24 protein-coding genes and 1 tRNA gene are annotated in these 25,813 nt (G+C 66.1%); 18 read left to right on the top strand and 7 right to left on the bottom strand.

All coding sequences use genetic code 11. From position 1 onward, the window contains the following. Positions 1 to 45: 45 nt before the first annotated feature. On the bottom strand, positions 46 to 1,269 hold the full coding sequence (locus BM372_RS15595; RefSeq protein WP_090956372.1) for a multidrug effflux MFS transporter: 1,224 nt from the start codon (positions 1,267 to 1,269) through the stop codon (positions 46 to 48). A gap of 184 nt (positions 1,270 to 1,453) precedes the next feature. Between BM372_RS15595 and BM372_RS15600 the strand changes: the two genes are divergently transcribed. From BM372_RS15600 to BM372_RS15625, 6 genes are all read left to right on the top strand, one after another. Further along, a complete protein-coding gene (locus BM372_RS15600) occupies positions 1,454 to 2,353 on the top strand; it encodes a phage holin family protein (RefSeq protein WP_090956373.1) in 900 nt (299 codons plus the stop codon). Between the two features lie 55 nt (positions 2,354 to 2,408). Next, positions 2,409 to 3,032 carry a CDP-alcohol phosphatidyltransferase family protein gene (locus BM372_RS15605; RefSeq protein WP_090956374.1) on the top strand — a complete coding sequence of 208 codons (624 nt, stop codon included), beginning with the start codon at positions 2,409 to 2,411 and terminating at the stop codon, positions 3,030 to 3,032. Beyond that, entirely contained in the window at positions 3,032 to 3,934 is a 903-nt protein-coding gene (locus tag BM372_RS15610) for a DMT family transporter (protein WP_090956375.1), read from the top strand. Before BM372_RS15605 ends, BM372_RS15610 begins: the two co-directional genes overlap by 1 nt. A gap of 101 nt (positions 3,935 to 4,035) precedes the next feature. Further along, positions 4,036 to 5,232, top strand: coding sequence for a glycosyltransferase (locus BM372_RS15615; RefSeq protein ID WP_177236036.1), 1,197 nt, complete (start codon positions 4,036 to 4,038; stop codon positions 5,230 to 5,232). A 268-nt stretch (positions 5,233 to 5,500) separates the two neighbouring features. Beyond that, positions 5,501 to 5,574 (top strand) — tRNA-Ile (locus tag BM372_RS15620). A gap of 212 nt (positions 5,575 to 5,786) precedes the next feature. After that, the gene (locus tag BM372_RS15625; RefSeq protein WP_090956376.1) at positions 5,787 to 6,977 is read left to right on the top strand and encodes an acyl-CoA dehydrogenase family protein; all 1,191 of its coding nucleotides are present in this window, start codon (positions 5,787 to 5,789) and stop codon (positions 6,975 to 6,977) included. 1 nt (position 6,978) lies between these two features. Here BM372_RS15625 and BM372_RS15630 read toward each other — a convergent pair whose 3' ends face one another. Further along, the gene (locus BM372_RS15630) at positions 6,979 to 7,536 is read right to left on the bottom strand and encodes a M23 family metallopeptidase (RefSeq protein ID WP_090956377.1); all 558 of its coding nucleotides are present in this window, start codon (positions 7,534 to 7,536) and stop codon (positions 6,979 to 6,981) included. A 607-nt stretch (positions 7,537 to 8,143) separates the two neighbouring features. On the opposite strand from BM372_RS15630, the gene rpsB reads away from it, so the two are divergent. From rpsB to BM372_RS15660, 6 genes are all read left to right on the top strand, one after another. Continuing rightward, positions 8,144 to 9,025, top strand: a complete 882-nt coding sequence (rpsB, locus tag BM372_RS15635) for a 30S ribosomal protein S2 (protein WP_090956378.1) — start codon at positions 8,144 to 8,146, stop codon at positions 9,023 to 9,025. Positions 9,026 to 9,168: 143 nt separating this feature from the next. Further along, a complete protein-coding gene (gene tsf / locus BM372_RS15640) occupies positions 9,169 to 10,005 on the top strand; it encodes a translation elongation factor Ts (RefSeq protein ID WP_090956379.1) in 837 nt (278 codons plus the stop codon). 160 nt (positions 10,006 to 10,165) lie between these two features. Beyond that, entirely contained in the window at positions 10,166 to 10,903 is a 738-nt protein-coding gene (gene pyrH / locus BM372_RS15645) for a UMP kinase (protein WP_018774549.1), read from the top strand. 145 nt (positions 10,904 to 11,048) lie between these two features. Then, complete coding sequence (gene frr, locus BM372_RS15650) at positions 11,049 to 11,606, top strand: ribosome recycling factor (protein WP_090956380.1); 558 nt, start codon at positions 11,049 to 11,051, stop codon at positions 11,604 to 11,606. Continuing rightward, positions 11,606 to 12,538 carry a phosphatidate cytidylyltransferase gene (locus tag BM372_RS15655; RefSeq protein ID WP_090956381.1) on the top strand — a complete coding sequence of 311 codons (933 nt, stop codon included), beginning with the start codon at positions 11,606 to 11,608 and terminating at the stop codon, positions 12,536 to 12,538. Before frr ends, BM372_RS15655 begins: the two co-directional genes overlap by 1 nt. A gap of 33 nt (positions 12,539 to 12,571) precedes the next feature. Beyond that, the gene (locus tag BM372_RS15660) at positions 12,572 to 13,198 is read left to right on the top strand and encodes a DivIVA domain-containing protein (protein ID WP_090956382.1); all 627 of its coding nucleotides are present in this window, start codon (positions 12,572 to 12,574) and stop codon (positions 13,196 to 13,198) included. A gap of 36 nt (positions 13,199 to 13,234) precedes the next feature. Here the strand turns inward: BM372_RS15660 and BM372_RS21105 are convergent, their stop codons facing one another. From BM372_RS21105 to BM372_RS15680, 4 genes are all read right to left on the bottom strand, one after another. Beyond that, on the bottom strand, positions 13,235 to 13,960 hold the full coding sequence (locus BM372_RS21105; RefSeq protein ID WP_256214323.1) for a hypothetical protein: 726 nt from the start codon (positions 13,958 to 13,960) through the stop codon (positions 13,235 to 13,237). 115 nt (positions 13,961 to 14,075) lie between these two features. After that, entirely contained in the window at positions 14,076 to 14,480 is a 405-nt protein-coding gene (locus tag BM372_RS15670) for a DUF4383 domain-containing protein (RefSeq protein WP_090956383.1), read from the bottom strand. Positions 14,481 to 14,607: 127 nt separating this feature from the next. After that, a complete protein-coding gene (locus tag BM372_RS21110) occupies positions 14,608 to 15,312 on the bottom strand; it encodes a hypothetical protein (RefSeq protein ID WP_256214324.1) in 705 nt (234 codons plus the stop codon). Between the two features lie 186 nt (positions 15,313 to 15,498). Continuing rightward, the gene (locus tag BM372_RS15680; protein WP_090956384.1) at positions 15,499 to 15,972 is read right to left on the bottom strand and encodes an Lrp/AsnC family transcriptional regulator; all 474 of its coding nucleotides are present in this window, start codon (positions 15,970 to 15,972) and stop codon (positions 15,499 to 15,501) included. A gap of 195 nt (positions 15,973 to 16,167) precedes the next feature. Here BM372_RS15680 and pdhA point away from each other — a divergent pair, with 195 nt between their 5' ends. Genes pdhA through BM372_RS15695 form a run of 3 tightly spaced genes read left to right on the top strand, consistent with a single transcriptional unit; the run spans position 16,168 to position 19,789 of the window. Next, positions 16,168 to 17,346, top strand: coding sequence for a pyruvate dehydrogenase (acetyl-transferring) E1 component subunit alpha (gene pdhA, locus BM372_RS15685; RefSeq protein WP_090956385.1), 1,179 nt, complete (start codon positions 16,168 to 16,170; stop codon positions 17,344 to 17,346). Then, complete coding sequence (locus BM372_RS15690) at positions 17,346 to 18,356, top strand: alpha-ketoacid dehydrogenase subunit beta (protein WP_090956386.1); 1,011 nt, start codon at positions 17,346 to 17,348, stop codon at positions 18,354 to 18,356. Before pdhA ends, BM372_RS15690 begins: the two co-directional genes overlap by 1 nt. Beyond that, positions 18,353 to 19,789, top strand: a complete 1,437-nt coding sequence (locus BM372_RS15695; RefSeq protein WP_090956387.1) for a dihydrolipoamide acetyltransferase family protein — start codon at positions 18,353 to 18,355, stop codon at positions 19,787 to 19,789. The genes BM372_RS15690 and BM372_RS15695 overlap by 4 nt, the downstream gene beginning before the upstream one ends. Before the next feature lie 127 nt (positions 19,790 to 19,916). On the opposite strand, the gene BM372_RS15700 is transcribed toward BM372_RS15695, so the two are convergent. Further along, positions 19,917 to 20,567 (bottom strand): SACE_7040 family transcriptional regulator, encoded by a 651-nt coding sequence (locus tag BM372_RS15700; RefSeq protein WP_090956388.1) that lies wholly within the window; start codon positions 20,565 to 20,567, stop codon positions 19,917 to 19,919. Positions 20,568 to 20,714: 147 nt separating this feature from the next. On the opposite strand from BM372_RS15700, the gene BM372_RS15705 reads away from it, so the two are divergent. The 3 genes from BM372_RS15705 (at position 20,715) to BM372_RS15715 (ending at position 25,805) form a co-directional block, all read left to right on the top strand. Then, positions 20,715 to 22,322 carry a carboxyl transferase domain-containing protein gene (locus tag BM372_RS15705; protein WP_090956389.1) on the top strand — a complete coding sequence of 536 codons (1,608 nt, stop codon included), beginning with the start codon at positions 20,715 to 20,717 and terminating at the stop codon, positions 22,320 to 22,322. 7 nt (positions 22,323 to 22,329) lie between these two features. Beyond that, complete coding sequence (locus BM372_RS15710) at positions 22,330 to 24,552, top strand: ATP-binding protein (protein WP_090956390.1); 2,223 nt, start codon at positions 22,330 to 22,332, stop codon at positions 24,550 to 24,552. A gap of 89 nt (positions 24,553 to 24,641) precedes the next feature. Further along, complete coding sequence (locus BM372_RS15715) at positions 24,642 to 25,805, top strand: acyl-CoA dehydrogenase family protein (protein WP_090956391.1); 1,164 nt, start codon at positions 24,642 to 24,644, stop codon at positions 25,803 to 25,805. Positions 25,806 to 25,813 lie beyond the last annotated feature (8 nt).

The following is a 25,813-nucleotide window of genomic DNA, read 5'->3' on the forward strand; positions in this document are numbered from 1 at the left end:
GGCGGGCGCGAGGAAAGGACATGTCCCTGCGGAGGCGCCGGGCACCTACTGGATCGGCGGGACTGTCCTGGGCTGGACGACGAGCCAGAGCGCGGCGGCTGCCAGCAGAATGCAGACGGCCTGGACCGCGCCCATGGGGGTTGCGGATTCGACGCCGAGCCAGCCGACCACCGGCGAGATCAGGCCTGCCATGAGGAATGTCGCGGCACCGAGCAGGGATGCGGCTGTTCCGGCTTGGGCGCCGTGTTTGGCCAGCGCCAGCACCTGAACCGTGGGGAAGGTGAAGCCCGCGCCGAGAATGTAAAACCACAGGGGCACCAGGACACCCCACAGCCCGAATCCCAGCTGGTCAAAGACGACAATCAGCACGGCCATGAGGAACATCCAGGCGGTGGAGCAGGCCAGAATCCATTGCGGCGGCACCCGCTTGACGAGCCGCGCACTGGTCTGGACGCCGGCCACGATGCCGAGGGAGTTGATGCCGAACAGCAGGCCGTACTGCTGGGGCGTGAAGCCGTAGACGTTCTGGAACAGGAATGGTGACGCGGAGAGATAGGTGAAGAGGCCCGCGAAGTTCATGCCGCCCACCAGGAGCAGGCCCACGAAGATCCGATCGGCGAACAGTACCTTGTAGCGCTGGCGCGCGGTCAGTCCGGTCTTTCCGCGCAGTTCCCGGGGCAGCGTTTCCCTGATCACGAACACGGCTGCAATGATGACGCACGTCCCGTAGGCCGCCAGGAACAAAAAGATGCCGGGCCACGGCACCAGCAGCAACAGTTGGGAGCCGATGACGGGGGCGAGGATCGGAGCCAGGCCGTTGACTAGGGCCATGCGCGAATACATACGCACCATCGCGTAGCCGCTGAAGAGGTCGCGGACCATGGCCATGGCAACAACACCGCCACCCGCGGCGCCAATGCCCATGAGGACGCGGAAGAAGCCCAGCGCAGCGATATCAGTGGACTGGGCTGCGCCCAGGGAGGCCGTGATGTGAACCGCCGTCGCCAGGATCAGTGGCAGCCGCCGGCCGAACTTATCGCTCAGCGGTCCCACTACCAGCTGTCCCAGCGCGAAACCCACGGTGGTCCCGGTCAACGTCAGCTGCACTGCGGCCTCGGAAACGCCCAGGCTCTCTTCCAGCGACGGGAATGCGGGGAGGTAGAGATCCACCGTGAATGGCCCAAGGGCAGTCAAAGCGCCGAGCGTCAAGATGTAGAGAAATTTACGACGGCGGCTCAGGGAATCACCGGGATTGGGGGGTGTAGTCACAGAGGTCCATCCTAGGGCCCGCCGGGGCGGCCGGAGGGCGGCGGCGCGGGCGCGCCACACCTTGTCCCAAAGGTGCTCCCAACAGCCGAAATGGTAGTTTTGACACCGGGGTCTGTGCGAAGCTGTCCAGACCCGGCAAGCCCGCGGAAGCGGAACGACGGATGGCACCAGTTAGGCGGGACCGATGAGCGGACGTCACAGCGGCGGGACAGGCAGCAGGTTGCGCATTTCGGCGCTGCCGAAGACCCTGAAGACGATCTCCAAGCTGGCGCCCCGGCAGCTCGCTGACGAGATTGCCCTGGCCAAGGCCGAGATCAAGCGCAAGGGGACCCAGCTCGGCGTCGCCGGTGCCTTCTTTGCCGTCGCACTGGTCTTCATTTTGTTCCTGGTGATCGGGCTGGTCGTGGCCGCGATCATGGGTCTGGCCACCATCATGCCGGCATGGCTCGCCGCGTTGCTGGTCTGTGGCGTGTGCCTGATCATCGCCGCAATCGGCGCTCTCATTGGGCGGAACAAGCTCATGAAGGTCATGCCGCTGGTCCCCGAGGAGACGATCCGGGGACTCAAGTACGATTTCGGCATCGCCAAGGAGGGCTCCGCGTTCGACCCGGCCGTCCTGGACCCGAACTCCGACCAGTACAAGGCCGCGAAGGCTGCCAAGGAAGCCGCAGCCGCCAAGGCGAAGGCGGAAAAAGAAGCCAAGGCTGCCGCCCAGCCCGACTTCGGGCCGCCCCCCACTGAGGCTGAACTCCTGTATCGGCTCGCTCAGCGGCGTACGCATCTTACCGGCGTGCGTGAGGACCTCGGCCGCGAACTCGACATCAAGACCCAGGCCCGGGTCCTGCTGGCCGCCGCCCAGGCACGGCTGCAGGACGTTATCGAGCAGCTCAACGGAGCCGTGGAGCGGCTTAAGGCGAAGACTGCGGGCTTCCGATCGGCCCTCGCGGCCCGCTCCTCGCAGTTGCCAAGCGTCGACGGGCAGGTCCTGGCCGGCCAGGTCAAGGAGCGCTGGAAGCCTCTTGCGGTGCTGGCAGCGTCGGGGGCCGCCCTTGCGGTTCTCCTGCGCAGGCTCCTCAAGGGCTAGGCAGACCCCTGAACCCAAACACCAAACCGTTGCTGTCTGCGGAAAGGGGTAATCGATGAAGTTCATCGGTGCTGGTGCCCGCCCCGGGCAGCCCCTGGTCCACCGCGATGCGGTCTTTACGGTTCCCAATATCTTGACCGTGGTGCGCTTTCTCGGCGTTCCCGTGTTCATTTGGCTCGTCCTTGCGGAGCGCCAGTACGGTGCTGGTGCGCTCGTGCTCGCCATCATGGCCGGCACCGACTGGGTGGACGGCTATATTGCCCGCCGCTTCAACCAGATGTCCAAACTGGGCCGGGTAATGGACCCCATTGCCGACAGGCTTTCGTTGATCGCCGTGGCCGTGACCCTGGTGATCGCCGGCGTCGTGGAGTGGTGGTATCTCGTCGCGTTACTGGTCCCGGACGCCGTCCTGCTGGGATTATCGCTGTTCTACTTCCACGGCCACCCGGACCTGCCGGTGAGCCGCGTCGGAAAGGTCCGGACCGGCCTGCTGCTAGTGGGTACGCCGCTGCTGGTGTTGTCCAAACTTCCGGTGCCCGCCGCGGACGTTTACCTGACGTTCGCGTGGATCTTCCTGGGCCTGGGACTGGTGGGGCACTGGATTGCGGCCTACAACTACGTCTGGGCCATCATCGGCAAGGGCAGGCAGCTTCGGGCGCACGACGGCGGCTCCCGCTAATGGTCTGGCTTGCGGTCTTGCTGGCGGTACTTGGTGCCTTTTGCCTGGCCTTCGGCGCGCAGCGCCAAGGCAGTGCGGTCAAAGCCGATACCGGCGGGCTGGCCCTGAACACGCACGGACTGCTTCGGCTCGCGCGTAATCCGCGCTGGGTATTCGGGCTCCTGCTGCTCTGCGTCGGGATGGCGATGAACGCCGTGGCCCTTGTCATGGCCCCCTTGACGGTGGTGCAGCCGATCGGCGCGATTGCCCTGGTCATCACCACGGTGGTCAACACCAAGGACCAAGGCCTGAGCATGAACCGGGCGACAGTGGTGGCGATCTCGGCGTGCGTGACCGGATCGGCCTTGTTCGTGGTGCTGGCCGTCAACGTGACCCAGGAGAACCACAATGTCAGTGCCTCCGACGAGCTGACAATCGTCCTTCTCCTGGCCCTGGCGGTGGGGCTCTTCGGCACGCTCGCCCTCCTGTTCCGGCACCGCATGAGCGCCTTCGTCTACATCCTGGGCGCCGGGGTTCTGTTCGGCTTTGTGGCGGTCCTGACCCGTATCATCGGCAGGCACCTCCTGGACTCGAACGGGCTGTTCCTGCTGAATGTGCCGTGGTACAGCGTGGTGGCGATCGCGGCTGCGGGCGTCTTGGGATCGTGGTTTGTGCAGAACGCGTACTCCAATGGACCGCCGGATCTCGTGATTGCCGGATTGACGGTGATCGATCCCATTGTGGGCATCGCGATCGGCATCGTGATTCTGGGAGAACTGCGTCCCGATGTCCAAGCTGTCATGGCCATAGCCATGGGGACCGCCGCATCCCTTGCTATCGTGGGAGTGATAGCCCTTTCCAGGCACCACCCGGAAGTTACCAAGCGCAAGAAGGATGCGCGCAAGGCCGTGGGCAGGTCCTAGGGCGTCAGTCCAGACTTCCGCTATCGGCCCGGCGCGCCTGCGCCGAGGGTCGGCCGCCTTCGATCCAGCTGTTCGCACAGTGACCACCAGGAGCTCCTCACGTGACCATGTCCGACACCCAGCCCCCGCTGACCGTCCTGATTGCCGCTGACACCTACCCGCCCCACGTCAACGGAGCCGCCCAGTTCGGTTACCGATTGGCAAAGGGGATGACTGCCCGCGGCCACAACGTGCACGTCGTGGCGTGCCGTCCGGGCAAGGGCCCCAGCTTCAGCGAGTTCAGCGACGAGGCCACTGTGCACCGCCTGCGCTCCCATTCCGTGCCCACCCACGAGTACTTCCGGGTCACCTTCCCCTGGGAGATCAAAAAGGAAATCGGGCTGTTGTTCGACCGCGTCCAACCCGACGTCGTGCACATCCAGAGCCACTATATGATCGGCGAGCACGTCCTCTACGAGGCCGTGAAGCGCGGCATCCGGGTGGTGGCCACGAACCACTTCATGCCGGAAAACCTGAACCCGTTCCTTCCGTTCCCGCAGTGGTTAAAAGACATCATCGGCCGGATCTCCTGGAAGGACATGGGCAAGGTCATGGGCCAGGCCGACGTCGTGACCACTCCGACGCCGCTCGCCGCCAAGGCCATGCACCAGCACGCCTTCCTTCGCAAGGTGCTGCCCCTCTCCAATGGCATTGACGCTGCCGCCTACGAGCTGCGTCCGGACGAAACCGTGGAACCCCACGACAGCCCGACTGTCCTTTTCGCCGGCCGGCTGGCCGAGGAAAAGCATGTGGACGTGCTGATCGACGCCGTCGCCAAGACGCCCAAGGACCTAGACATCCACCTGGAAATCGTCGGCGGCGGGGAAGTCCGTCCGGCCCTTGATGCCCAGGTTGCCCGGCTCGGATTGACGGACAGAGTCCGTTTCCTCGGCCTGGCCAGCGACGCCGAGCTACGCCAGGCCTACATCGCGGCGGATGTGTTCTGCATGCCGGGCACGGCAGAACTCCAGTCCCTCGTGACCCTGGAGGCCATGTCTGCCTCGACGCCGGTGCTGTTGGCCGACGCCATGGCACTGCCCCACCTGGTGCGAGACGGGGAGAACGGCTACCTCTTCACGCCCAACGACAGCGATGACCTTGCCGACAAGCTGACACGTGTGTTCTCGCTACCCGACGACGAACGCCTTGCAATGGGGAAGACCAGCCGCGAAATGGTGGAGATCCACAGCCTTAAGCGCACGCTGCAGACCTTTGAGGACATTTACCGCGGGGCCAGCTACGACGACCTCGTCGTCTAGCCGGCCAGCATCCGGTCCGCCTTCAGCTTCGCCGCTGCTGTGCTGGCCACCAGCTCACACCACTTGTGCAGGCCGCCAGCTCACGCCACCTGTGCAGGCCACCGCGCAGGCCAGTGCTGTACAGGTCGGGGCCGTACAGGCCGGCGCCAACGCCTGAAACTGCGCGCGGCCGGGGCCGCCTGCACGCGGGATGCGTCTACTATTGCTAGAGTGTTTTTGCCCGGAATCAGTCCGGCCCGCCGTGGGCCAGGTCTGGCTCCGCGCGCAGGGGGCTATAGCTCAGCTGGTTAGAGCGCGGGACTCATAATCCTAAGGTCCTCGGTTCAAGTCCGAGTAGCCCTACATTTCTTTGCGATCCTCCTCTCGGGGGGGTGCACCCACGGGAGCCGTGGCTGACGAGCGACGTCGGCCGCGGCTCCCTTTTCGTGGGCGCGCTTTTTCGTGCGTGCCGGTGCTTGCAGGGCCCCGGAACGTGCGATATGTTACTGATCAGTAACATATCTAGGCGCGAAGCCCCCGTCCTTTGGTCGCCGCTGATCGAGTGGAGGAACACCATGTCCAGAGCCGCAATCGACATCCAGAACCTGCCGTACGCCGACGGCGACTTCTTCGCGTTCGAACAGCTTCTCAGTGCCAAGGAACAGGACAGGCTGGCCGAAGTCCGCGAGTTCCTTGCCCGCGAGGTCAGGCCGATCGCCGTCGACTGCTGGAACCGCGCCGAATTCCCGATGGAGCTGCTCCCGAAGCTCGCCGACATTGACCTGGTCAGCCCGGTCAGGAGGCAGGGCTACTCGAACCTCTTCGCGGGAATCCTGCATGCCGAGGCCACCCGGGCGGATACGTCAATCGCCACATTCATGGGCGTCCACGACGGGCTCTTCACGGGCTCCATCGAAGCGCTGGCCTCGCAGGAGCAGCAGGACGCGTGGCTCCCGGACATCTACTCCCTCAAAAAGATCGGCGCCTTCGGCCTGACAGAACCCCTCGGTGGCTCCGACGTCGCCGGCGGCACGCGTACCACGGCACGCCGCGACGGCGGAAACTGGATCCTCAACGGAGCCAAGCGCTGGATCGGCAACGCCACCTTCTCCGACTGGGTGGTCATCTACGCCCGCGACGTCGACGACAACCAGGTCAAGGGATTCCTCGTCGACACCAAAACCGAGGGGTACAGCGCCTCGAAGATCGAGAACAAGATTTCGCTGCGCACTGTTCAGAATGCCGACATAACGCTAGAGAACGTGGTGGTGCCGGACTTCTTCAAGCTCGCCAACGCCAACAGCTTCCGCGACACCAACAAGGTCCTTAAGGTGACCCGCCTCGCTGTGGCCTGGCAGGCGGTTGGCCAACAGCTCGCTGCCTTCGATGTCGCCCGGCGCTACGCCGTTGAGCGCAGCCAGTTCGGCCGCCCGATCGCCTCCTTCCAGCTGATCCAAAGCCAGCTCGTGCAGATTCTTGGGAACGTGGTCAGCTCCATGGGCATGATGGTGCGGCTTTCCCAGCTGGAGGATGCCGGCCAGGCCAAGGACGAGCAGTCCGCCTTGGCCAAGGCGTTTACCACTGCGCGGATGCGCGAAAGCGTGGCCCTGGGCCGGAGCATCCTCGGCGGCAACGGCATCGTCACGGATTTTGAGATGGCGAAGGTGTTTGCCGATGCCGAAGCCATCTACTCCTACGAGGGCACCCATGAAATCAACACCCTCGTGACCGGCCGGGCCATCACGGGAGTTTCTGCGATCGTCTAATTCACCCCCTCATATTCGTCTCCAGTGGAGGCAGTAGGACTGAGGGTCGCAGATCCATCACGAACGCCAGCGGGTTCACGTATTCGTCCCCGCGGCGCACGCCCCAATGGAGACAGGGAGGCGCGCGGCCGCAGTGGCCCGGCTGCACCTGCCCCACGACGTCGCCCTCGGCCACAGCGGACCCCACTGTCAAGGCGCTGGCCACCGGCTCGAAACTGCTGCGCAAACCATTGCCGTGATCGATCGTGAGAACTGGCCGGTCCACCACGACACCGACAAAGCTCACCCTCCCGGCCGACGGCGCGAGGAGTGCGGCGCCGTCGCTGGCTGCTTCCAGATCGACACCGCGGTGACCGCTGAGCCATGGCTTGGCCGGGGGATCGAACGTGCGCAAGACCGCCGGCCGGGGGTCCAGCGGCCAGCTCCAAGTGGGTGCCGGGACTGGCCCGGCCTCTGCGGCGGGCACTGCCTTGGCGGCCGGCGTCGATACGGGCACGGAAGCGGGGGCGGTGGGGGATAGGGCCAGGAGTAATGCGGCCAGGCAGGTGGGGATCTTCATGACTCCAGACTGCCGCGGCCGTACGTCGGCCGGAACCACCCACGAAGGCTATGTGGATAAGCCTCCGTCGCGGCTCCGGGCGTCGGGGAAGGCGCTGAACCAGCCCGAAGCAGTCCCGGTTGCCTGCCAACCGGCCCGGGAAAGCTGTCCCGAATTCCTGCCCCGACGCCCGGAAAAGCAGTCCCGGTTCCTGCCCTGCAGCCCGGAGGAACGGTCCCGGATTCCTGCCCCGCGGCCCGGTGAAACCGGTCCTTCGGGACAGGGCCGCTGTAGTACACTTGGTGGAGCAGTTTGCTGTGCCCTCACGCTTGTTCATCAACGTGCATGCATGTTCATTCTCGTGATTTGCCAAGCCGGCACGCCTCATTCAGGGGTGCGGGGGAGCAGCGGCTGACTACGCGTATCCAGCCCTCCTTATCAGAAGCCTTGAAACTTCGGTGCGGAGGACTGCGCCTCCTGCGGTCCGCGCCAATTGGCGAGGATGGGAAGCGCAGTGGATGCCAGGAGCAGTGCCCGCCCCGGGTGATTGCTAAACAACCGTCAACTATTGGCAGGGTAAGAGCGCCATGGGCTCTCTCATGAATGACCTGCCGGAAGGAGCGTCGGCATGCCCGTCGTAACTATGCGCCAGCTGCTTGACAGCGGCGTCCACTTTGGACACCAGACCCGCCGTTGGAACCCGAAGATGAAGCGCTTCATCTTCACGGAGCGCAACGGTATCTACATCATCGACCTGCAGCAGTCGCTGTCCTACATCGACCGTGCCTACGAGTTCGTGAAGGCCACCGTTGCACACGGCGGCACCGTTCTCTTCGTCGGCACCAAGAAGCAGGCGCAGGAAGCCATCGCTGAGCAGGCCACACGCGTTGGCCAGCCGTACGTCAACCAGCGTTGGCTCGGCGGTATGCTGACCAACTTCCAGACCGTCTCCAAGCGCATCCAGCGCATGAAGGAACTGGAAGAGATCGACTTCGACGACGTCGCCGGTTCCGCTTACACCAAGAAGGAACTGCTGCTCCTTCGCCGCGAACTGACCAAGCTGGAAACCAACCTCGGTGGTATCCGCAACCTGACCAAGGCGCCGTCCGCGCTGTGGATCGTTGACACCAAGAAGGAACACCTTGCTGTCGACGAAGCCAAGAAGCTGAACATCCCGGTTGTGGCCATCCTGGACACCAACTGCGATCCTGACGAAGTCGACTTCCCGATCCCGGGTAACGACGACGCCATCCGCTCCGTCAACCTGCTGACCCGCGTTGTCGCCGACGCCGTTGCTGAGGGCCTCATCGCCCGTAACCAGCGCGCCACCGGGACCACGGAAGCTCCGGAAGAGCCCCTGGCTGAGTGGGAGCGCGAGCTCCTCGAAGGCAACAAGGCCGAAGCTGCTGCAGCTCCCGCCGCTGAGGCTGCTCCGGCCGCTGAAGAAGCACCCGCCGCTGAGGCTGCTCCGGCTGCCGACGAAGCTCCGGCTGCTGACGAAGCCAAGTAGGCAGACAAGTAAATCTGGATCTCCCCTCATGCTGCATGCACCTGCCTGCGGCGCAGGGGGTACCGACAGGATGGCCGCTCACTCGGTGAGCAGCCGTCCTGTCGGTCCGTACACCACATAAATTTCTAGACAGAGGGGTTCACATGGCGAACTACACTGCCGCTGATATCAAGGCTCTGCGCGAGCGCACTGGCGCCGGCATGATGGATGTCAAGAAGGCTCTTGACGAAGCCAACGGTGACGCCGAGAAGGCCATCGAGATCATCCGCATCAAGGGCCTGAAGGGCGCCACCAAGCGCGAAGGCCGCTCCACCGCTGAAGGCCTGGTTGCTGCCAAGGTCGCCAACGGCGTCGGCGTGATGATCGAAGTCAACTGCGAGACCGACTTCGTCGCCAAGGCTGACAAGTTCATCCAGCTGGCCGACAAGGTTCTGGCCGTGGCCGTCGAGTCCGGCGCTGCCGACCTCGAGACCCTGCTGGCCACCGACGTCGACGGCAAGCCGCTGTCCGAGGTCGTCGTCGAAGAGGGCGCCGTTCTGGGCGAAAAGGTCGTTGTCCGCCGCATTTCCCGCATCGAGGGCGCTACGGTCGACGCATACCTGCACAAGACCTCCAAGGACCTCCCGGCCCAGGTCGGCGTCCTGTTCGCTGTCGACGGTGAGGGCGAAGCAGCTGCCACCGCCGCCCACGATGTTGCCGTCCACGTCGCCGCCATGGCTCCGAACTACCTCTCCCGTGAGGACGTTCCGGCCGAGCTCGTTGAGTCCGAGCGCCGCATCGCCGAGGAAACCGCAAAGGCCGAGGGCAAGCCCGAAGCTGCGATGACCAAGATCGTGGAAGGCCGCGTTACGGGCTTCTACAAGGGCGAGGTCCTCGTTGACCAGGCGTTCGCCAAGGATGCCAAGAAGTCTGTGGCGCAGGTCCTCGAAGAGGCCGGCGTCAAGGGAACCGCCTTCGCGCGTTTCCGCGTCGGTTCCTAATCGGACACCGGTCAGACAATAGTCAGACACGCTGAGGGGGTGGTCACCACGGTGGCCACCCCTTTTGCGTGCACGCACGAGGCGGCCAGGTCACGGCCGAAATGCCGCCTCGGGCCCTAGCACGATAACCTAACTCAGAGTTCACCAACGGGAAGGCACCATGGAAACCGTCACCACTTCAGCCCAGCCAAAGAAGAACAGGCGCCGCGTCCTCTTGAAGCTCTCCGGCGAGGTCTTCGGCGGCGGGAAGCTGGGCGTTGACCCCGATACCGTCCGTGGCGTGGCCAAGCAGATCGCGGCCGCGGTCCCCGACGTCGAGGTCGCAATCGTCGTCGGCGGAGGCAATTTCTTCCGCGGCGCCGAACTGTCCCAGAGCGGCATGGACCGTTCCCGGGCCGATTACATGGGCATGCTCGGCACCGTCATGAACTGCCTCGCGCTCCAGGACTTCCTGGAGCAGGCCGGAGTGGAAACCCGCGTGCAGAGTGCCATCACCATGGGCCAGGTCGCCGAGGCCTACATTCCCCGCCGTGCGATCCGCCACATGGAAAAGGGCCGGGTTGTCATCTTCGGCGCCGGCGCCGGCCTGCCCTACTTTTCCACGGACACCGTAGCGGCCCAGCGCGCCATGGAAGTCCACGCCGACGTCGTCCTGATGGCCAAGAGCGGCGTCGACGGCGTCTACACCGCCGACCCCAAGAAGGACCCGACGGCGGAGAAGCTGCACCGCCTCAGCTACGACGACGCCCTCCGCCGCGATATCCGCGTGATGGACCAGACCGCGATGACCATGTGCAAAGACAACAACCTCACCATGGTGGTCTTCGGCATGGAAGGCGAGGGCAACGTCACCCGTGCCATCCGCGGTGAAGACCTGGGCACCGTAGTTACCCCCTAGCGCTGTCATCCCCTGGCTACGGCTAGGATGTTTTCAGGACCTTCCACCGCCAGGTGGAAGACGCAGGCGCCAGGCGGAAGACACAGGCGCACAAGATCGTGCCGCGCCCCGGCCGCCGAGGTGCACAAATTTTGGAGGAGAGACCGTGATCGAAGAAACCTTGCTCGAAGCCGGGGACAAGATGGACAAGGCAGTTGAGGTAGCCAAGGAAGACTTCGCCTCGATCCGGACCGGCCGCGCGACGCCTGGCCTGTACAACAAAGTCATTGTCGAGTACTACGGCACCCCGACGCCGCTGCAGCAGCTGGCCTCCTTCGCGGTCCCGGATGCCCGCACCATCCTTGTCACCCCGTATGACAAGTCGGCGCTGCGCGACATTGAGCGCGCCCTGAGCGACTCCGAGGTGGGCGCCAACCCCTCCAACGACGGAAACGTCATCCGGATCACCATTCCCGAGCTGACCAGCGAACGGCGCAAGGAATACGTCAAGATCGTCAAGTCCAAGGGCGAGGACGCGAAGGTGTCCATCCGCAACATCCGCCGCAAGGCGAAGGAGACCCTGGACAAGCTCGTCAAGGACGGCGAAGCCGGCGAAGATGAGGGCGCCCGCGGTGAAAAGGAACTGGACGCCATCACTAAGGCCCACGTGGACGGCATCGACGAGCTGCTCAAGCGCAAGGAAGCTGAGCTGCTCGAGGTCTGATGAATCAGGCACAGGAAGCCTCCGGGCCGCGCGCCCGGAGGCGGGGGACGCAACGAGAAAACCCGACACCGAAAGCGGGCCGGAATCTGCCCGCTGCCACCGTGGTGGGGCTTGGCATGCTCGTGGCGGTCCTCGGCGGACTGCTGTTTCTCCCGCTCGGCTTCATCCTGGTGACCACGGCCTTCGCGGTCTTCGGCGTCTGGGAAATCTTCCGTGCGCTGGAGGCCGCAGGCACCCGTCTGCCCATTGTCCCGGTGATGGTCGGCACGTTGGCGATGCCGCTCGCCGCCTATTTTGGCGGCCTCGAGAGCCTGCTTTTTGTCATGCTGATCAGCAGCGTGGCCGTGTTGTTGTGGCGAACGATTGAAGGCGCCGCCGGATCGGCGCGCAGCATTTTCGCCGGGGTCTTCACCCTGTCCTGGGTGCCGTTCCTGATCAGCTTCGCCGGGCTGCTGCTGCATACGCCCGAGGGCGAGACACCGATCGGGCTGTGGCCCGACGGCGTAATTCCGCCGGGCGCCTGGCAGATCGCAACGCTGTTGCTGCTGGTGGTGGCCAATGACACCTTCGGCTACCTTGTGGGCGCATCCCTCGGCAAGCATCCGATGGCACCCAAGATCAGTCCGAAGAAGACCTGGGAAGGCTTCGCGGGCTCCATCGCCGGCGCCGTGATCATCGGCGTCCTCGCCTCGGTCTTCGTGCTGGGCGGTCCCTGGTGGGTCGGCGTCGTCCTTGCCGTCGGCATGGTGGCGGCCGCCACTGCGGGGGACCTTGCCGAGTCCATGGTCAAGCGGGAACTCGGCATCAAGGACATGAGCAGCATTCTCCCCGGGCACGGAGGCGTCATGGACCGCCTGGACTCGATCGTTTTCGCCGCGCCGACGGCGTTCATCCTGTTTTCGGCCGTGGCCGGTGTGGTCGCCGGTGGCTAGGTGCATCCCGGATTAGCCTTTCCGGCGCCTAGAATGGTGCCGAGCAAACCAGCCGAACGGCATCGAAGGAACAAAGTTACAGTGGACATTCAACGGCAAATTCCTGCGTCTTTTGACCGCGTGCAGCGGAACCAGTATGGCTACAACGCCAGGCAGGTTGACGAGTTTCTGCAACGCGCACGGGTGTCATTCGAAGCTCCGAGCTCGGCCGGGCGGTCTATCCATAGCGCCGATGTCCGCGCCGTCTCCTTCGATCCCGTCAAGGGCGGCTATGCTGCAGCCGGCGTGGACGCTGCACTGGACCGGCTGGAAGACGCCCTCGCCCGGCGGGAGCGCGACGAGTTGGTTGCCGAACGCGGCGAGGAGGCATGGCTGCGCGAAATCGGCAGGCTGGCGGGTGTCCTGCGCGGGCGTCTGCACCGCCCGGACGGCCAGCGCTTCCGGCGCCCGTCCAAGGCCAAGGTGCGCAGCTACAACACGAGTGACGTTGACGATCTCTGCCGAGAGCTGATCGGCTACCTCGAGGAGGACCAGCCGCTGAGCGTTGACAACGTCCGGCGTGCCGTCTTCCGCCCCGCCGTCGGCCCGGACGGCTACGAAGAAAGCCAGGTTGACGCGTTCCTGGAGCGCGCCGTCGAGCTCATGGCGGCAATCGACTAGTTCCGCCCCCGCCCTCGTGCAGGCGGCGGGGTGCGCCTATCCGCCGTGGTGGCCCGAGGCAGGGGCCCCGTGGCTGCCATGGGGGACCGCGAAGTGGCCCGCGGTTGAGGCCGCCAGGCCGGGTGTGGCCACTGCGGCCACCAGAACTGCGCAGCCAAACGCGGCGAGCAGGAGCCGTCCGGGCCGAAGACTGGCTGTGTCCGCGCCTCCCGGAGCCGTGCCCGCGCCGGAGCCGTGGCGGCGCAGCCAGCCTGCGGCCGCCAGGATCATGAGGGTCAGAAGCAAGGCCGCAAGGTGGCTCACCACGAGCGACCCGCTGCTCATCGATTGCCCTCCGGCCGCCGCGACGGCATGCACGAGTGCCGCCGCCGCCAGCAGTGCCGTGGTCGGACCGGTCCGCATCAGCTGTCCCCGGCGCAGCGTCAGGACCGTCCACGCAAGGACGGCTAGACCCCAGATCCCGGCGACGGCTCCCGCAGCGGCGAGGCCGCCAGCCGGCGGGGCGCCCGCTCCTGCCGCCGGTGGCAGGAGCAGGCTCGCTGAGATCGCCAGATTTACCGCGCCGGCGCCGAACCCGGCGAAGCCGGCAAATAGCCCGACGGCGGCGGCCTTAGTACTGCTGGAGACCGTACCGCCGGAAGGCGTACCGCCGGAAGCCGCACCGCCGGAAGCCGTACCGCCGTGCGCCCAAGCGCTGCCGGCTGCCGCCCCGCCGCCGTCCGCCGTCGTGCTGCCAGGCCTGTGCCGGGGAACTGACCGCATCTCGACCATCCTTTGCCTTCACTAGTGACGCTGTTAGGCGCCGTGAGCTGACTGCTGAGCAGAACTAACTGCTGGCCAGAACCACCTGCTGAACAGAATTGTCCTAGGCCTCGGCCTAGGCGCGGGCAGGAGCCACGGCCTTGTCCATGGAGAGCCCGACGCCCAGCAGCAGTACGGCGCTGGCAAGGTGCAGGACGTTGTCCGGACCGTTGAGGGCGATGATGTTCAGCGGCGAGCTGAGCAGGAAGAGCCCGATGATGCCCACGAGCAGATACACGGCACCCACAGCGGTGTTGATGGCCTTGGCGGTGGCCACGCCCTTAAGGCCCGCGTAGAGCAAGGCTGCGCCGATGGCCAGGTGGATGACGTTATGCAGAGGGTTCACCTCGAAGATGATCAGGTTGGAGCCTTCGGTGGCGGCAAAGCCGACGCCGGAGGTGACCACAAAGCCAAGGAGGCCGACAAGCAGGTAGACGGCTCCGAAGACGGTGGCGATCAAACGGTTCGGTGATGTGCGCATGGTTCCGAATCCTTTCTACGGGCCGACTTGCTGGTCGGCCGGGGTGGGAGCCCCCGGGCGGGACTCTCTGTAGGCGATTCGGACCCTTCGCGGCTGTGGATGGGCGCCGCTCGGAGACTTTCCAGGGTCAGCCCTCCGGCCGCAAGCGGATATTCACCATCTTCAGCTCATCGCGGCCCTCAAAGCGGTAGGCCAGCTCCACCCGCTTGGTGGAACACTCGATGAATCCGGCGATCTCGGCGGCGTTGGCGCCGTTGCTCGAATTGACCTTGACGCTGGAGTAGGTAGGTTTACAGCTGCCGTCCAGCCTCAGGCTCTGCACCCCGGCGGCAAACTCCTCCCGGGACAACTTCTGCATGAGGGCCGGGTCCAGGTAATTCTCATAGGCAGTGTTGACGTCGCCGGCAACGATCAGTCTGGTGAACTCATCCGACAGGCCCCGGGCCCGGTTGGTGGCGCCGCCCACCAGGCTGACCAGGATCGCGACGCCGGCGGCCGCCAGCAGGAGGACACCGCCGACGACCCCCAGGACGATCCACAACGCCTTGCGGCTCTTCTTTGGCGGTGGCTGGCCAGGGAACACGTAGTAAGGCGGCCCGTAGGACGGCGGCCCGTAGGACGGCGGCCCGTAGGACGGCGGCCCCGACGGCGGCCCGTAGGGCGGGGCGCCGTTGGTGGGCTGGGCGCCGTAGGGCGGGGCGCCGTAGGTGGGAGGCCCGGCCGGGGCCGCATAGTAGGGAGTGGGCGGCTCCCCGGGGAGCGGGTGGCCGGATGCAGGCTCGTGCCCTGGCTGGGGCGGGGCCGGGCGGCGCGGTTCCTCAGGACTGCTCACGGTTCAAGCCTTTCCGGCAGTCCAGACAGCCACTGCCTGTTGTGCAGGGCCGCCTGCGCGGACCCAAGAACTCGAGGAGACCCAACGGACACAGCCTAGCGCCGCGCTCGGCGACCGGACAGATCACCAGCGCCGATAAAGCCGCAGATAAACACAGAGCCACCCGCACGGGACCGGACGCGCAGATCAGGCGTCGGCGGATCCGCGCTCCAGCAGGGGCTGTATCCGGAACGGGATCAGCTCGCCCATCGCAAGGGCGGTGTCAGTGCGGTCCACGCCGTCGCAGGCCAGGATCTTGCCGTTGATCCGGAACAGATCCTCGGCGTCGAGCGCCACCACCCTCAGGAGCAGATCGGCCGAGCCCGTGAGGCCGTAGGCCTCAAGGATTTCCGGAATGTCGGCAAGCTCCGCGGCCAGGGTGCCGAGCTTTTGTTGCTGCACATGGACGGAGATGAACGCCATCAGCGGGTAGCCGAGGGACACGGGGTTGATGCGTCGTTCGAAGGAGAGGAAGACGTGCTTCTTCTCCAGTTGGGCCATCCTGGCCTGCACCGTATTTCGCGACAGTCCCAGTTTCTGGGCGAGCGCAACCACGGTCCCCCGGGGGTCCCGGGCCATGGCCGAAAGTAGGCGGGTGTCAGTGCCATCCAAAGCTTGCATAATGCGCAAGATTAGCACGGCTCCAACGGTCGAGAGCATGCATAATGCTCAAGATAATTACTGGCGGTTGTACCCAATGAGCATTGTGAGTAGGGTCACAATTATCCGGGGCAACGGCGCCCGGGCGGCTGGCGCGCCGCGGGATCACGAGTCCTGCGAGTTCCGGTCAGACGACGTCAGAAGGTGCGGACAACTGTGTTAACCGACGACGCGGGCAAGGGCGGAATTGCCGCCGGGGGCCCCCGAAACAGTGAAGATTCAACGCGGCGGACGGGCGGCGATCTCGTCCAGCTCATCACCCCGGCGGGTGAGCGAATCAGCCATCCGGAGTTTGATCCTTGGATCCAGGATGTCAGCGATGAGCAGCTTGGTTCGCTCTACGAAGACATGGTGGTCATCCGCCGGATCGATGCCGAGGCTACCGCTCTCCAGCGGCAGGGCGAGCTCGCACTCTGGCCGCCCCTGCTCGGCCAGGAAGCGTCCCAGATCGGCTCGGCCCGCGCGTTACGCGAGGACGACTTTGTTTTCCCCAGTTACCGTGACAACGGCGTCGGCTATTGCCGCGGGGTCAAGGTCGAGGACCTCGTCCGGGCCTGGCGCGGCAGCGCATCGTCCGGCTGGGACCCCTACACCGTCAATGTGGCCACCCAGCAGATCATCATCGGCTCGCAGTCCCTGCATGCCACCGGATATGCGATGGGCATCCAGAACGACGGCGCCGACTGCGTCGCCGTGGCCTACTTCGGCGACGGTGCAACGAGCGAAGGCGACGTCAATGAAGCCATGGTCTTCGCCGCGAGCTTCCAGGTACCGGTCGTCTTTTTCTGCCAAAACAACCACTGGGCCATCTCCGAGCCCGTCCGCGTGCAGTCCCACATCCAGCTGGCAGACCGTGCCGCGGGTTTCGGCATTCCCAGCATGCGGGTGGACGGAAACGACGTCCTCGCCGTCATGGCGGCCACGCGCATCGCCCTGGACCGCGCGAGGCGGGGCGGCGGTCCTACCTTCATCGAGGCAGTGACCTACAGGATGGGCCCGCACACGACGGCGGATGACCCCACCCGCTACCGGGATGCCAACGAACTCGAGGACTGGGCCGCCAAGGATCCGATCGCCCGGCTGAAATCCCTCCTGGACCGCAAGGGGCTGCTGACGGCGGACCTTGAAGCCGCCGTCGCCGCGAAGGCAGATGCCGTGGCTGCGGAACTGCGCGCCGGCACCATCAACATGCCCGACCCCGAGCCGCTGGATATCTTCAAGCACGTCTACAGCACGCCCAACTCCTGGCTTGACCGCCAGCAGGACCACTACTCCCGCTACCTGGCTTCCTTCGGCGATCCCGCAGAAGCCGCTTCTGAAGAAGGTGCACGCTGATGACGCAGATGACCTTTGCCCGAGCCATCAATTCGGGCCTGCGCAAGTCCCTCGAAAACGATCCCAAGGTAGTCCTGATGGGGGAGGACATCGGTGCCCTCGGCGGCGTTTTCCGCGTCACCGACGGCCTGCAGAAAGACTTCGGGAAGCACCGCGTCGTCGATACACCGCTGGCGGAATCCGGCATCATGGGCACCGCCGTCGGCCTGGCCTACCGCGGATACCGGCCCGTTGTGGAGATCCAGTTCGACGGGTTCATCTACCCGGCGTTCGACCAGATCGTCAGCCAGGTCGCCAAGATGCACTACCGCACGCGGGGCGCCGTCAAAATGCCCATCACCATCCGCGTCCCGTTCGGCGGCGGCATCGGTTCCCCGGAACACCACTCCGAATCGCCCGAAGCGTACTTCACTCACACGTCGGGGCTGCGCGTCATCAGCGTCTCCAGCCCCCAGGACGCCTACACCATGATCCAGCAGGCCATCGCGTCCGATGATCCCGTGCTGTTCTTCGAACCCAAGCGGCGCTACCACGACAAGGGCGAGGTGGACGAGTCCATGGACCTCGCAGGCACGCTGTCCATGGAAAAGGCCCGCGTGGTCAGCGAGGGCAAGGACGTGACCCTCGTGGCCTACGGTCCGCTCGTTAAAACCGCCCGCGACGCCGCCCTCGCGGCAGCTGATGAAGGCGTCTCGGTCGAGGTGATCGACCTGCGCTCGCTGGCGCCGCTGGACTTCGCCACCCTGGAAGCCTCGGTCCGCAAGACCGGCAGGCTGGTCATCACGCACGAAGCCTCTCAGTCCGGCGGCCTCGGCGCCGAAGTCGCCGCGAGCATCACCGAACGCTGCTTCTACCACCTCGAGACGGCCCCCGTCCGGGTGACCGGCTTCGACGTTCCGTACCCGTACTCGAAGCTGGAAATGCATCACCTTCCGGGTCTGGACCGGATTCTCGACGGCGTAGACCGTGCCCTGGGACGCCCCAACTCCCTCAGCGGGCTGGAAGGATGAGCGCCACCATGATCAAGGAATTCAGGCTCCCGGACCTCGGCGAAGGACTGACCGAGTCGGAAATCGTGGCCTGGAAGGTCGCCGTGGGGGACACCGTGACCCTCAACCAGATCATCGCCGAGGTGGAGACTGCCAAGGCCGTCGTCGAGCTGCCCTCGCCGTTCGCCGGCGTGGTGGCGGCCCTGCACGAACAGCCCGGCACCGTGGTTGAGGTCGGAAAGCCGATCGTCTCCTTTGAAATTGAGGGCGACGACGGCGCCGGCGGTTCCGCGCCCGCTGCAGAAACGGCCAAGCGCGAGCCGAACCTGGTCGGCTACGGCGCCGTGCTCGAAGCCTCCGGCCGGCCCGCCCGCCGCGCGCGCACCTTCCCATCCACCGCGGCAGCCCCGGCGGCTGCCCCGGTCACGGCTGCGCCCGCGGCGGCTGCCCCGGTCACGGCTGCGCCCGCGCCAGCTGTTGAGCGCGCCGGGAGTTCGGTGTCCGAGGCTGTGGCCAAACCCGCAGCGCCTCCCGCGGAGCGTCCGCGGTCCACGCCGCCGGTTCGCAAGCTCGCCAAGGATCTCGGCGTCGACCTTGAGGCAGTTACCGGCACGGGGGAGCGGGGGCTCATTACCCGCGACGACGTCCGGAACTTCGTCGGCGGCGGGGACCTGCCTGCTGCGGCGCAGGAACTGGCCGGTGCGCAGGTACTTGGCGGCCCGCAGGTGCAGCCCGTCGGGCCGGCCGGCGGGGTGCGGGAGACCCGCATTCCGATCAAGGGAGTGCGCAAGTTCACGGCCGCGGCCATGGTGGCGAGCGCCTTCACCGCGCCGCACGTGACGGAGTTCTTGACCATTGACGTCACACCCACGATGGAGCTGCTGGGACGGCTGAAGGACAGCCGGGCGTTTGCCGGGTACAAGCTCACCCCGCTGACGCTGGTGTCCAAGGCCGTGCTGATCGCCCTGCGTAATCACCCGACGCTCAACGCCCGCTGGGACGAGGCCAACCAGGAGATCGTCCAGTTCAACTACGTGAACCTGGGCATCGCGGCGGCAACCCCGCGGGGACTGACGGTTCCGAACATCAAGGACGCGGACCGGATGTCCCTTCGGGAGCTGTCTTCCGCGCTGACGGAACTGACGGGCACCGCCCGGGCGGGCAAGACGAGCCCGGAGGGCCTCTCCGGCGGCACGATCTCCATCACGAACATCGGTGTCTTCGGCATTGATGCCGGCACGCCCATCCTGAATCCGGGCGAGGCCGCCATCCTGGCCCTCGGCGCTGTGCGGAAGATGCCGTGGGAATACCAGGACGAGGTCGCGCTGCGCCAAGTGATGACCCTCAGCCTCTCCTTCGACCACCGCCTGGTGGACGGCGAACAGGGATCGCGGTTCCTCCAGGACCTCGGCACCATGCTGGCCGACCCGGGCATGGTCCTCGCGATGGTCTAGCCCGAGCTCAACACTGCCGGCCGTTCCTTTGAAATGGGAGCGGCCGGCAGCTTTTTCTCTCCGGGTTTTCGTCCATGGGCACTTCGACGGGGATTTCGACGTCGGCGGCGGGAGTTTTGGGCGGCACCTACTCCGGCGGGGCAGCCGGCGCCAGGAGCGCAGCCATTGCCATGCTCTCCAACAGCGGCCGTGCGCGCCGGACGCCGATCCGGCGGCCGTGGCTGCGCACCGAATGCGGGGTGGAGTTGATCAGGCCGAAGGTGGCGTGTGCCCGCATCCGCAGCTCGGCGGCCTCGGTGCCCTCGTGCAGTCCGGCCAGCACCTCCACCCAGAGTTCAACGTAGTTGCGCTGGAGGGTGCGGACCTCGTCCTGGTCCGCGTCGGCAAGGTTGCTGAAATCCTGGTCCTGGACCCGGATGACGTCCGGGTTGCTCAAGGCGAAGTCCACATGGAACGCCACGAGGCCGCCCAGTGCCGCCAGGGCGCCGTCGGACTCGGCCACAACCCGCCGGCCGCCGTCGAGCAGGTCCTGGCTGACGCTGAGCAGCAGGGCACCCAGGACCGCCTGTTTGCCGGCGAAGTGGCGGTAGACGGCGGGCCCGCTGACGCCGGCCGCGGCCCCCAGGTCCTCCAGGGAGACACGGTTGAACCCCTGGAGTGCGAACAGCGTGGCGGCAGCGGACAAGAGGGCCCGCCGGCGGTTTGCCTTGGCCTGGCTCCGCTGCGTGGAGGGGGCCGGGGTTGACGGCGTCTGGGTGGTCAGGCTGGGCTCGGTCACCGGCGCATCCCCTCGTTGCAGATAGTCCCTGTGTTGGACATCACAGTTAATAGAGACTAACCTAAATCTCAGTTATGCGGTACTAACCGAAATTGCTGGGCGGCGGAATTGGCCGGCCCGGTGCAGGCCAGGGGACGGAAGCAGTCAATGGAGACAATCGCCAGCCGGGTGGACGCGACCAGCGCCGCCTATGCCGCGAACCGCGAGGCCCAGCGTGGACTCGCCTGTGAGCTGAGGGAACGGCTTGCCGCCGCAGCTCTGGGCGGCCCGGAAAAATCCCGGGAACGGCACGTGGCCCGCGGCAAGCTCCTTCCGCGCGAGCGGATCGACCAGTTGCTCGACGACGGCAGTCCGTTCCTGGAGATCGCGCCGCTGGCCGCCAACGGCATGTACAACGATGACTCCCCGGGCGCGGGGGTGATTGCCGGGATAGGGCTGGTCCACGGCCGCCAGGTCCTGGTGATTTCCAACGACGCGACCGTCAAGGGCGGCACTTACTATCCGATGACGGTGAAAAAGCACCTCCGGGCGCAGGAAATCGCACTGGAGAACCGGTTGCCTTGCATCTACCTCGTGGACTCTGGCGGGGCGTTCCTGCCCAAGCAGGACGAGGTCTTCCCGGACAGGGAGCACTTCGGCAGGATCTTTTTCAACCAGGCGAAGATGTCTGCGGCCAAGATCCCCCAGATCGCCTCGGTCATGGGCTCCTGCACGGCCGGCGGCGCTTACGTCCCGGCGATGAGCGACGAGACCGTCATTGTCCGCAACCAGGGCACCATCTTCCTGGGCGGCCCGCCGCTTGTGAAAGCCGCGATCGGCGAGATCGTCACAGCGGAGGAGCTTGGCGGCGGCGACGTGCACTCGAAGATCTCCGGGGTTACTGACCACCTGGCCGAGAACGACGAGCACGCCCTGCAGATCGTCCGCGACATCGTCTCCACCCTGCCCAAACCGGCCACCCCGGCCTGGGAGGTCGACGCGGTTGTCGAACCGGTGGCGGACCCGGACGAGCTCCACGGCGCCGTGCCAACCGACGTCAACGCCCAGTACGACGTCCGTGAGGTCATCGCCCGGCTCGTGGACGGCAGCCGGTTCCACGAGTTCAAGAAGAACTACGGCACCACGCTGGTCACCGGCTTCGCGAAGCTGCACGGCCACCCGGTGGGCATCGTGGCGAACAACGGCGTGCTCTTCAGCGAGTCGTCGCTCAAGGGGGCCCACTTCATTGAGCTGTGCGACCAGCGCGGCATCCCGCTGCTCTTCCTGCAGAACCTGTCCGGCTTTATGGTGGGAAAGGACTACGAGCAGGGCGGCATCGCCAAGAACGGCGCCAAAATGGTCACCGCCGTCGCCACGGCCAGGGTGCCCAAGCTGACAGTGGTGATCGGCGGGTCCTTCGGCGCCGGCAACTACTCGATGTGCGGGCGCGCCTACTCTCCGCGGTTCCTCTGGATGTGGCCGGCGTCCCGGATCTCGGTGATGGGCGGCAACCAGGCCTCCAGTGTCCTGGCCACGGTCAAGCGGGACCAGTACGAGGCCCGCGGCGAGGAATGGTCCGCAGCGGACGAGGAAGCCTTCAAGGCGCCGATCAAGCAGCAGTACGAGGACCAGGGCAGCCCGTACTATTCCACGGCGCGCCTCTGGGACGACGGCGTCATCGACCCCGCGGACACCCGCACCGTCCTGGGACTGGCGCTCGACGTCGTTTCCCGCACCCCGCTGCCGGAGACCTCCTTCGGCCTGTTCCGGATGTGAGCCAGAAATGACCACTACCTCCCCGAAACCACTCTTCGGCACCGTCCTGGTGGCCAACCGCGGCGAGATCGCCTGCCGCGTGATCCGAACCCTGCGCAGCCTGGGGATCCGTTCGGTGGCCGTTTATTCCGACGCCGACGCCGGCGCCCGCCACGTGCGCGAGGCCGACGTCGCCGTACGGATCGGTCCGGCCGCCGCGACCGAGAGCTACCTGAAAATCGAGGCCATCCTCCAGGCCTGCCGCGACACCGGTGCCGAAGCCGTGCACCCGGGCTACGGCTTCCTGAGCGAGAACGCCGACTTCGCCCGCGCCCTCCAAAAGGCCGGAATCACGTTCATCGGCCCCGGCGTCGAAGCCCTCAATGTCATGGGGGACAAGATCCGCTCCAAGAACCATGTGGCCGGCTACGGGGTCCCGGTGGTTCCCGGCGTGGCTGAACCCGGCATGACGGACGCTCAGCTGATCGCGGCCGCGGCCGACGTCGGGTTCCCGCTGCTGATCAAGCCCTCCGCCGGCGGCGGCGGGAAGGGCATGCACAGCGTCGAACGGCCCGAGGACCTGGCAGCCACGCTGGCCACCGCCCGACGTGTCGCGGCCAGCGCCTTCGGCGACGACACCCTCTTCCTGGAACGGCTCGTCAGCACGCCCCGCCACATCGAGGTCCAGGTCCTCGCGGACAACCACGGCAACGTCATCCACCTGGGCGAACGCGAGTGCTCGCTGCAACGGCGGCACCAGAAGGTCATCGAGGAGGCCCCGTCACCACTGCTGGAATCACTGCCCGACGGCGCCGCCATCCGCGCCCGCCTCGGCGAGGCCGCCTGCAACGCCGCCCGCAGCGTCAACTACTCCGGCGCCGGCACCGTGGAATTCCTGGTCTCGGACAACGCACCCGACGAGTTCTTCTTCATGGAAATGAACACCCGGCTGCAGGTCGAGCACCCCGTCACCGAGATGGTCACCGGCATCGACCTTGTTGAATGGCAGGTCCGCATCGCCGCCGGCGAGGAATTGACTGTGCAACAGGACGACGTCGTGCTCACCGGCCACTCGGTGGAGGCCCGTGTCTACGCCGAGGTTCCGGAGAAGAACTTCCTTCCGTCGACGGGAACAGTTCTCCTGCTGGACGAGATCCCCGGCCCCGCCCCGCGCCCCAGCGCCCCGGCCCGCAACGAGGTCGAAACAGCCCGGGGCCGCGTCCGGGTGGACTCGGCCCTGGTGGACGGCCTGGAGATCTCTTCCAACTACGACCCGATGATCTCCAAGGTCATCGCGTGGGGTGAAGACCGCAAGGCCGCCCTCGACACCCTGGACGAGGCGCTCGCCGGGTACACCGCACTGGGAATCCATACCAACGTCGAGTACCTGCGCCTGCTAATCAACGACGTCGATGTCCGCGCCGGCCGTCTCGACACCGGCCTGATCGAGCGGAAGATGGCGGAATTCACCTTCCGCCAGCCGGGCGACGCTGAACTTGTTGTCGCCGCCTTGTACGCCCTGGACCAGGCGGACGAACAGCTCCAGCATGAACCTGCGGCGGGCCCGTGGCGGCGCCGCGACAGCTGGCGAATCGGTGCCGCGGCTCCGCGACGGATCAGCTTGGGCACCTCCGACGGCGGCGTCGCCGCCGTGGAGGTGAGCCGGTCGGCAGTGGGGGAACCGGTCACTGTGCACGTGAACGGAGGGCCGCAGCTCACGGCCCTCCTGCGGTACACGGGTCGCGAACGTCCGGTGCTCACCCTCAACGGCGAAGTCACCAGCTATGGACTGGCCCCCGTTCACACCGGTCCTCCCGCCCAGAGCTGGCTCGAGCCCGATCCCCGCGTCCTATCGGAGGTCTTCCTCGGCAACGAGGGCTGGTCCTGCCGCCTTGAGGTACTCACCCGGGAGGCCCGGCTCGCCCGGGTGCTGGCCGCCGTCGAACGCATTGAAGGCGCCGCTGACCCGGCGGTCCGCTCGCCCATGCCAGGCACCGTGGTGTCCGTCTCCGTCAGCGATGGCGACACCGTGGAGGCCGGCCAGGTGCTGCTCTCGGTGGAGGCCATGAAAATGGAGCACCAGCTCGTGGCACCCCTCGACGGGACCGCGCATATCAGTGTGGGATCCGGGGACCTCGTCAAGGCAGACCAGATTCTCGCCACCATCCACCCCACGGACCACCCGCCGGAGTCCTCCAGGTCCGAGGACACAGTGGAGGAAGCCGTCATTGCGATGGGCGCAACCGAATGACCACAGCCGCATGACCAAACCGGCGGACCACAGCCCACACTTTTCGACATCTAAACCACAGAACTACCCCAGACACAGGAGTCACCCCCATGGCCAGTTTTGAACTCAGCGAGGAATACCAGGAGCTCAGCGACACCGTCCGCGCATTTGCCGACGAAGTGGTGGCCCCGGTCTCCACCAAACACGACGCGGAACACAGCTTCCCTTACGAGATCGTCGCCCAGATGGCAGACATGGGCCTGTTTGGCCTGCCGTTCCCGGAAGAATTCGGCGGCATGGGCGGGGACTACTTCGCCCTGGCCCTGGCCCTGGAACAGCTCGGCCGGGTGGACCAGTCCGTCGCCATCACCCTGGAGGCCGGCGTCTCCCTTGGCGCCATGCCGATCCACCGCTTCGGTAACGCCGCGCAAAAGGAGGAATGGCTGCCGCTGCTGGCCTCCGGCCAGGCGCTCGCCGGCTTCGGCCTCACCGAACCGGAGGCAGGCTCGGACGCCGGAGGCACCAAGACCACGGCCAAGCTGGGTGGTGGCGAATGGGTGATCAATGGCAACAAGGAATTCATCACCAACTCCGGCACCGACATCACCAAGCTTGTCACCGTCACCGCGGTAACCGGCCAGCAGGAGCGCCCGGACGGCAGCATCAAGAAGGAAATTTCCACCATCCTCGTGCCCACCAACACCCCGGGCTTCACGGCCGAGAAGGCCTACAACAAGGTCGGCTGGAACGCCTCGGACACCCACCCGCTGACACTCAACAACGTCCACGTCCCCGAGGAAAACCTGCTCGGCACCCGGGGCCGCGGCTACGCGAACTTCCTCTCCATCCTCGACGAGGGCAGGATCGCGATCGCAGCCCTCGCCGTGGGCGCCGCGCAGGGCTGCGTGGACCAATCGGTGAAATACGCCAAGGAACGCAGCGCCTTCGGCCAGAGCATCGGCAAGTACCAGGCCGTCAGTTTCAAGATCGCCCGCATGCACGCCCGCGCCCACACGGCCCGCCTGGCCTACTACGATGCCGCGGCCCGGATGCTCGCCGGCAAGCCATTCAAGACCGAAGCGGCCATCGCTAAGATGGTCGCAGGCGAGGCAGCCATGGACAACGCGCGGGACGCCACCCAGGTGTTCGGCGGCTATGGTTTCATCAACGACTTCACCGTGGCACGCCACTACCGCGACTCCAAGATCCTTGAAGTCGGGGAGGGCACCACGGAGGTCCAGCTGATGCTGATCGCCCGCGAACTGGGACTGTAGCCGGCCGG

The sequence above is a fragment of the Arthrobacter sp. ov118 genome (assembly GCF_900116495.1).
GTDB lineage: Bacteria > Actinomycetota > Actinomycetes > Actinomycetales > Micrococcaceae > Arthrobacter.

Bases quoted from the DNA above. Each gene is read 5' to 3' on its own strand.
- BM372_RS15600 (WP_090956373.1), top strand. From the start codon at position 1,454: ATGAGCGGACGTCACAGCGGCGGGACAGGCAGCAGGTTGCGCATTTCG.
- BM372_RS15605 (WP_090956374.1), top strand. From the start codon at position 2,409: ATGAAGTTCATCGGTGCTGGTGCCCGCCCCGGGCAGCCCCTGGTCCAC.
- BM372_RS15610 (WP_090956375.1), top strand. From the start codon at position 3,032: ATGGTCTGGCTTGCGGTCTTGCTGGCGGTACTTGGTGCCTTTTGCCTG.
- BM372_RS15625 (WP_090956376.1), top strand. From the start codon at position 5,787: ATGTCCAGAGCCGCAATCGACATCCAGAACCTGCCGTACGCCGACGGC.
- BM372_RS15630 (WP_090956377.1), bottom strand. From the start codon at position 7,536: ATGAAGATCCCCACCTGCCTGGCCGCATTACTCCTGGCCCTATCCCCC.
- rpsB (WP_090956378.1), top strand. From the start codon at position 8,144: ATGCCCGTCGTAACTATGCGCCAGCTGCTTGACAGCGGCGTCCACTTT.
- tsf (WP_090956379.1), top strand. From the start codon at position 9,169: ATGGCGAACTACACTGCCGCTGATATCAAGGCTCTGCGCGAGCGCACT.
- pyrH (WP_018774549.1), top strand. From the start codon at position 10,166: ATGGAAACCGTCACCACTTCAGCCCAGCCAAAGAAGAACAGGCGCCGC.
- BM372_RS15655 (WP_090956381.1), top strand. From the start codon at position 11,606: ATGAATCAGGCACAGGAAGCCTCCGGGCCGCGCGCCCGGAGGCGGGGG.
- BM372_RS15660 (WP_090956382.1), top strand. From the start codon at position 12,572: ATGGTGCCGAGCAAACCAGCCGAACGGCATCGAAGGAACAAAGTTACA.
- BM372_RS21105 (WP_256214323.1), bottom strand. From the start codon at position 13,960: ATGCGGTCAGTTCCCCGGCACAGGCCTGGCAGCACGACGGCGGACGGC.
- BM372_RS15670 (WP_090956383.1), bottom strand. From the start codon at position 14,480: ATGCGCACATCACCGAACCGTTTGATCGCCACCGTCTTCGGAGCCGTC.
- BM372_RS15680 (WP_090956384.1), bottom strand. From the start codon at position 15,972: ATGCAAGCTTTGGATGGCACTGACACCCGCCTACTTTCGGCCATGGCC.
- BM372_RS15690 (WP_090956386.1), top strand. From the start codon at position 17,346: ATGACGCAGATGACCTTTGCCCGAGCCATCAATTCGGGCCTGCGCAAG.
- BM372_RS15695 (WP_090956387.1), top strand. From the start codon at position 18,353: ATGAGCGCCACCATGATCAAGGAATTCAGGCTCCCGGACCTCGGCGAA.
- BM372_RS15705 (WP_090956389.1), top strand. From the start codon at position 20,715: ATGGAGACAATCGCCAGCCGGGTGGACGCGACCAGCGCCGCCTATGCC.
- BM372_RS15710 (WP_090956390.1), top strand. From the start codon at position 22,330: ATGACCACTACCTCCCCGAAACCACTCTTCGGCACCGTCCTGGTGGCC.
- BM372_RS15715 (WP_090956391.1), top strand. From the start codon at position 24,642: ATGGCCAGTTTTGAACTCAGCGAGGAATACCAGGAGCTCAGCGACACC.